5 protein-coding genes are annotated in these 6,942 nt (G+C 72.2%); 1 reads left to right on the top strand and 4 read right to left on the bottom strand.

Translation table 11 applies throughout. The annotated features are described in order from the left end of the window. Positions 1-1,406: carboxylesterase family protein (locus tag JWR81_RS08510; protein ID WP_297649179.1), on the top strand; the 1,406-nt coding region annotated here is incomplete at its 5' end. Between the two features lie 114 nt (positions 1,407-1,520). Here the strand turns inward: JWR81_RS08510 and JWR81_RS08505 are convergent. From JWR81_RS08505 to secD, 4 genes are all read right to left on the bottom strand, one after another. Beyond that, complete coding sequence (locus tag JWR81_RS08505) at positions 1,521-3,833, bottom strand: bifunctional (p)ppGpp synthetase/guanosine-3',5'-bis(diphosphate) 3'-pyrophosphohydrolase (protein WP_297649181.1); 2,313 nt, start codon at positions 3,831-3,833, stop codon at positions 1,521-1,523. A gap of 71 nt (positions 3,834-3,904) precedes the next feature. Then, positions 3,905-4,456 (bottom strand): adenine phosphoribosyltransferase, encoded by a 552-nt coding sequence (locus JWR81_RS08500; protein WP_297649177.1) that lies wholly within the window; start codon positions 4,454-4,456, stop codon positions 3,905-3,907. Then, a complete protein-coding gene (gene secF / locus JWR81_RS08495) occupies positions 4,453-5,691 on the bottom strand; it encodes a protein translocase subunit SecF (RefSeq protein WP_297649175.1) in 1,239 nt (412 codons plus the stop codon). Before secF ends, JWR81_RS08500 begins: the two co-directional genes overlap by 4 nt. 1 nt (position 5,692) lies before the next feature. After that, positions 5,693-6,942, bottom strand: a 1,250-nt coding sequence (gene secD / locus JWR81_RS08490) for a protein translocase subunit SecD (protein ID WP_297649173.1), incomplete at its 5' end; no start/stop codon positions are given.

The following is a 6,942-nucleotide window of genomic DNA, read 5'->3' as shown; positions in this document are numbered from 1 at the left end:
ACCTGCGCTGGGCTCCCCCGCAACCCGCCCCCCGCACGTCCGGCACCCGTCCGGCCACCGCGCCGGCCCCGCGCTGCCCGCAGCTCGCCGCCGCCCCCGGCACCCCGCATCTCACCGCGGCCAGCTCCACGGAGGACTGCCTGACCGTCGACGTCACGGTGCCCGTCGGCACCACGTCGACCTCGCGGCTGCCGGTGCTGGTGTGGCTGCACGGCGGGGCGTTCAGCGCGGGCGCGGGCGGCGACGTCGACCCCCACCGGCTCGCCGAGGCCGGGCCGTTCGTCGTGGTCACAGCGAACTACCGCCTCGGGATGCTCGGCTTCCTGGGCCTGCCCGGTCTCGACGGCGGCGGTGAGTTCGGCCTGCTCGACCAGCAGGCCGCGCTGCGCTGGGTGCATCGCAACGCCGCCGCGTTCGGCGGCGACCCGGGCCGGGTGACGCTCGGCGGCGAGTCGGCGGGCGCCGACAGCGTGTGCGCCCAGATGGCGTCACCCGCCGCGGCAGGGCTGTTCGAGCAGGCGATCCTCCAGAGCGGCGAGTGCGGCACCGCCGACCTCTACCCCGTCGTCGTCCCCCCGACGGCGCCGGCGAGCGCCACCTGGAAGCCCCTGCCGCAGGTGCAGGAGAACAGCACCGCCGCCGCCGGCCGCCTGAACTGCCCCGACCCCGCCACGGCCCTCGCGTGCCTGCGCGCGCTGCCCGTCGACCCGCTCGTCGGCGGCGCGGGCGTCTACTGGAGCCCCGCCACCGGTACCACCACCCTGCCGGCCCGCCCCGGCTCGGCCGGCGCGGGCACCCCACGGCCGATGCCCACCCTCGTGGGCACCAACCGCGACGAAGGCACCCTGTTCACCGCCGCCTTCTACGACAACGCGGCCGGCCCGCTCAGCACCGACGCGTTCCGGACGATGCTCGCCTCGGTCGCCCCCACGCGGGCGATGGCGGCAGGTGCCGCCTACCCCGCGGTCGGCCGCACCCCGAGCCGGGCGTGGTCCGATGTCGTCACGGACCGGGCCTACGCCTGCCCGGAGCTGCGGACCTACGCCGACCAGGGCGACCGGGCGCCGCTCTACGCCTACGAGTTCGCCGACCCCACCGCGCCCTCGACGTTCATCGGCCTCCCACCGACGCTCGCCGACGGCGTTACGCACGGCGCCGAGATGGCCTACCTGTTCGACCTCGTGCCCGGCCAGCCGGCGTTCACCCCGGCCCAGCAGGCCCAGGCCGACCGCATGGTGGCCACCTGGGCGCGGTTCGTCACCACCGGCGACCCGGACGGCGACGGCTTCACCTGGCCACGCTGGGAGGGTGGGGGGCAGGTGCTGAGCATCGGCCGGACCGGTGCCACCGCCCGCCCGGCCGCCCAGGTGTGGGCCGAGCACCACTGCGAGCTGTGGAATGGCTGACGGTCAGCCGTTCCGCCGCCGGCAGCTCCCGTCAGGTGCGTCGCGGTGTCGTCGACGTCGCCGGCCACGTACCCGTTCCGTCAGCGGCTCGTGACGAGGCGAGCGCTCGTCACCTCAGCTCGCGCTCGTCACCCGGTACACGTCGTAGACGCCCTCGACGTTGCGCACGGCACCCAGGACGTGCCCGAGGTGCTTGGGGTCGCCCATCTCGAAGCTGAACCGGGAGACGGCGACCCGGTCGTGCGAGGTGGCCACCGACGCCGAGAGGATGTTGACCTTCTCGTCGGCCAGCACCTTCGTGATGTCCGAGAGCAGCCGGTGGCGGTCCAGCGCCTCGGCCTGGATCGCCACGAGGAACACCGAGCCCGGCGACACCGACCACGCGACGTCGACGATGCGCTCCGACCGGTTCTGCAGCTCCTTGGCGTTGGTGCAGTCGGTGCGATGCACCGAGATGCCGCCGCCGCGGGTGACGAACCCGAGGATGTCGTCGCCGGGCACGGGCGTACAGCAGCGTGCGAGCTTCGTGTAGAGCTCGCCGATGTCGGAGTCGCCGTCGCGGACCACCACGCCGGCCTCCCCCGCCGCGCGACGCAGCCGGACCGTGGACGGCGTGGCGCGCTCGGCGAGGTCCTCCTCGGCCTGCTCCTCCCCACCGAGCAGGGCCACGAGCCGCTGGACGACGTGCCGCGCGCTCGCATGGCCCTCCCCCACGGCGGCGTAGAGCCCCGAGAGGTCCGGGAAGTGCAGCTCGCGCGACAGCGCGGCCATCGCCTCGGCCGAGACCAGCCGCTGCAGCGGCATGGAGGTACGGCGCGCCTCGCGGGTGATGGCCTCCTTGCCCGCCTCGATGGCCTCCTCGCGGCGCTCCTTGGCGAACCACTGCTTGATCTTGGTCTTGGCGCGGGCGGACCCGACGAACGCCAGCCAGTCGCGGCTGGGCCCCTGCCCCTCCGCCTTGGACGTGAAGATCTCGACGACGTCGCCGGACTCCAGCGTGCGCTCCAGCGCCACCAGCCGGCCGTTGACCCTGCTGCCGATGCACCGGTTGCCGACCTCGGTGTGCACCGCGTAGGCGAAGTCGACGGGTGTGGAGCCCGACGTCAGCGTGATGACGTCGCCCTTGGGGCTGAAGACGAAGATCTCCTTGGCGCCCAGGTCGTAGCGCAGGGACTCCAGGAAGTCGCCCGGGTCCGCCGCCTCCCGCTGCCAGTCGAGCAGCTTGCGCATCCACGACATCTCGTCCACCTCGACGGTGGAGCCCATGCCGCCCTTGGCGATCTCCTTGTACCGCCAGTGCGCCGCGATGCCGTACTCCGCGGTGTGGTGCATCTCGTGGGTGCGGATCTGCACCTCGAGCGGCTTGCCGTCCGGCCCGATCACCGTGGTGTGCAGCGACTGGTAGACCCCGAACCGCGGCTGGGCGATGTAGTCCTTGAAGCGGCCGGGCATCGGCTGCCACAGCGCGTGGATCATGCCCATGGCGGCGTAGCAGTCGCGCACCTCGTCCACCAGCACGCGGACGCCGACCAGGTCGTGGATGTCGTCGAAGTCCTTACCCTTGACGATCATCTTCTGATAGATCGAGTAGTAGTGCTTGGGCCTGCCCTCGACCTTCGCCGTGACGCGCGCGGAATCCAGCTGGGCGCCGACCTCGTCGATCACCTGCTTGAGGTACGTGTCGCGCGACGGCGCCCGGGTGGCCACCAGGCGCACGATCTCCGAGTACTTCTTCGGGTGCAGGATCGCGAAGGACAGGTCCTCCAGCTCCCACTTGACCGTGGCCATGCCCAGCCGGTGCGCCAGCGGCGCGAACACCTCGAGCGTCTCGCGCGCCTTCTTCGCCTGCTTCTCCGGCGACAGGAACCGCATCGTGCGCATGTTGTGCAGGCGGTCGGACAGCTTGATGACCAGCACCCGCGGGTCGCGGGCCATGGCCACCACCATCTTGCGGATGGTCTCGGCCTCCGCGGCGCTGCCCAGCTCGACCTTGTCGAGCTTCGTGACGCCGTCGACGAGGTGCGCGACCTCCTCGCCGAAGTCCTCGCGCAACCGCTCCAGCGAGTAGTCGGTGTCCTCCACGGTGTCGTGCAGCAGCGCCGCGACGAGCGTGGTGGTGTCCATGCCCAGCTCGGCCAGGATCGTGGAGACGGCCAGCGGGTGGGTGATGTACGGGTCGCCGGACTTGCGCTTCTGGCCCTCGTGCTTCTCCTCGGCCACGTCGTAGGCGCGTTGCAGCAACGCCAGATCGGCCTTGGGGTGCAACGTGCGGTGGACGCTCGCCAGCGGCTCGAGGACCGGCGCGACGGGGCCCACGCGCTGCGGTGTCATCCGGCGCGCGATGCGGGCCCGCACGCGGCGGGTGGCCGACGGTCGCGACGCGGCTCCGCCGTCGGACTCGGGCACCGCGGGAGCGGCGGGCTGCACGTCGGTCACCCTCCCGAGGATAGTCCGCGCCGACCGCCCTTGGGTGACACGGGCGGCGCGTCGAGGGGCGGTCAGAGCGTGAGCAGGGCGTGCACCGGGATCGGCGACAGCAGGTCGCGGCCCCCCAGCGCGGTGAGCTCCAGCAGCGCGCCGAACCCGACCACGTCGAGCCCCGCGTCAGCCAGCAGCGCGCACGCAGCCTTGGCGGTGCCGCCGGTGGCGAGCACGTCGTCGACGACGAAGGCACGCGAACCCGGCTCCACCGTGTCGGCGGGCAGCTCGAGCGTGGCCGTGCCGTACTCGAGGTCGTAGGTGCGCGAGCCTGCCACGCGCGGCAGCTTGCCCGCCTTGCGGACCGGCACGATCCCGGTGCCCGCGACGAGCGCGACCGCGGCCCCGAGCAGGAAGCCCCGGGCCTCCACACCGACCACGACGTCGGCATCACCGACGAGCGAGGCCAGCTCCGTGGCGATAGTCGCGAACGCATCGGCGTCGGCCAGCACGGGCGTGATGTCGCGGAACAGCACGCCGGGCTGCGGGTAGTCGGGCACGTCGCGGACGAGCCCGAGCACGTGCTCGAGGTCCGGCTCGCCGTCGGGCAGGGCCGTGTCGGGGAGCGTCACCGGCGGCGCTTCCCGCTCGGGCGCGACGCCTTGCCCGTGGGCCGCGCGGCCCGCTGGCCCACCTTGCCCGGGCGCGCGGGGGCGCTCGATGCGGCGGCCATCGCGCTCTCCCTGCGCAGCTCGGAGGCGAGCACGCGGTCGTCGGTGAGATCCGGGTCGGCGTCGCCGTCGGACGGTGCGATCTCCCCCGCCTGCACGGCCGCGGCCCGCTTGCGCCGCGCGCGGACGCGGGCGGCCTGCTGGCGGAACTTCGGGTCGCGCATCTTGAGGTCCACCAGCAGCGGCGTGGCCAGCAGCAGCGACGAGAGAGCGCCGGCCAGGATGCCCACCATCTGCACCAGCGCGAGATCGGCCAGCGTGCCGACGCCCAGCACCCCGACGCCGACGATCATCAGCCCAATCACGGGTAGCACGGCGATGAGCGAGGTGTTGATCGAGCGCATCAGCGTCTGGTTGAGCGCCAGGTTGGCGGCTTCGCCGTAGGTGCGACGGGTCAGGCCGAGCAGTCCGCGGGTGTTCTCCTTGACCTTGTCGAACACCACGACCGTGTCGTAGAGCGAGAAGCCCAGGATGGTGAGCAGGCCGATCACCGTGGACGGCGTGACCTCGAACCCGACGATCGAGTAGATACCCGCCGTGACCGTGACGTCGTGCAGCAGCGCGACCAGCGCCGCAGCCGCCATGGACCGCTCGAAGTAGAACGCCAGGAACAGCGTGACCAGCACCAGGAACACGACCAGCGCGATGATGGCCTGCTGGGTGATCTGGCCACCCCAGCTGCCGCTGACGGCGCTGTCGCTGATCACCTGGAGCGACGGGGTGCCGTCGGTGCCTCTCGGCTGGAACGTGTCGAACAGCGCCTGCTTGAGCGCGACGGTCTGGTTCGGGTCGAGCGACTCCGACCGCAGCAGCACCGACGCCGCCGCGCCCGTGCCCGCGGTCTGGACCGACTCGGGCTCGTGGCCGATGACCTTCTCGTAGACGCCGCGCACGGCCTCGACGTTCGCCGGTGCGGCAGCGGTGGAGGCCGGGAACTGGATCTGGGTGCCGCCGGTGAAGTCGATGCCGAGGTTGAAGCCCCGGAACACGATCGACACCAGGCAGACGACCACGAGCGTGCCGAAGGCGATGTACCAGATCTTGCGACGTCCGACGATGTCGAACGCCCCGGTGCCGGTGTAGAGACGGGAGAGCATCCCGGACCTCGTGGGGGCCGTGGTGGTCGTGGTGGCCATCTCAGGCTCCCTTCGGGGCGGCGGCCTTGGCCGCGGTGGCGGCGGCACGCTTGCGGTCGGCACCGATGCGGGCGACCGCACCGAGGCCCGACAGCGTCGGGCTGCCGAACACCCGCGAGTTCGACGCCAAGGCGACCAGCGGGTGGGTCACGAGGAACACCACCACGAGGTCGAGGACCGTCGAGAGGCCGAGGGTGAACGCAAAGCCCTTCACCTGGCCGACGGCGAGGATGTAGAGCACCGCGGAGGCCAGGAAGCTGACCGCGTCGGCGGAGAGGATCGTCCGGCGCGCCCGCACCCATCCCCGTGGTACCGCGGAGCGGAAGGATCTGCCCTCCCGCATCTCGTCCTTCAACCGTTCGAAGAAGATCACGAACGAGTCGGCTGTGATGCCGATGGCCACGATGAACCCGGCGACGCCGGCGAGGTCGAGGGTGAACCCGATCCAGCGGCCGAGCAGCACCAGCACCGCGAAGACGATGGCGCCCGAGAGCACGAGCGACAGGATCGTCAGCAGGCCCAGCACGCGGTAGTAGAACAGGCAGTAGACGAACACCAGCGCGAGGCCGACGGCCCCGGCGATGAGCCCGGCCTCCAGCGAGGCGAGCCCGAGCGTGGCCGACACCGTCTGGGCCTGCGACGACTCGAACGACAGCGGCAGGGACCCGTAGCGCAGCACGCCGGCGAGGTTGTTGGCCGTGGCCTGGTTGAACTGGCCGGAGATCTCGGTCTGGCCGTAGATGGCGCTGTTGATGCTCGGCGCCGACACGACCTCGCCGTCGAGGGTGAACGCCACCTGCTTGCCGATGTTGTTGGCGGTGTAGTTGCCCCAGATGCTCTGGCCCTCACTCTTGAAGGTGAGGTTGATGACGTAGCCGGCGCCCTGCGGGTTCGGCGAGGCCTGCGCCGTGGCGATCTGGGTGCCCTCGAGGAACGAGGGGCCCAGCACGTACTTCTGCGTGCCGTCCTGGCTGCAGGCGACCAGCGGCTTCGTCGGGTCGTCGTAGCCGCGCAGCGGGTCGTTCGCCGCGCAGTTCAGCGACTGCAGGGCCAGCGACTGCGTCGCCTGGTCGGTGCTCTGCCGCAGTGCCCGCGCCGCGTCGATCTCGGCGGCGACCTGGGGGTCGGCCGGATCGGCGGGGGTCCCCGCGGCGGGCGTGGTGGCGGCCGGGGCGGGTCTCGGCTGGGGTGTGGGCGGCGGCGCGGGGTTCTGCGCGGGGTTCTGCAGCGGCTGGGAGAACGCCGCCGGCG

The sequence above is a fragment of the Pseudonocardia sp. genome, assembly GCF_025965585.1.
Lineage (GTDB): Bacteria > Actinomycetota > Actinomycetes > Mycobacteriales > Pseudonocardiaceae > Pseudonocardia.
This window is presented reverse-complemented; position numbering and strand designations above follow the sequence as displayed.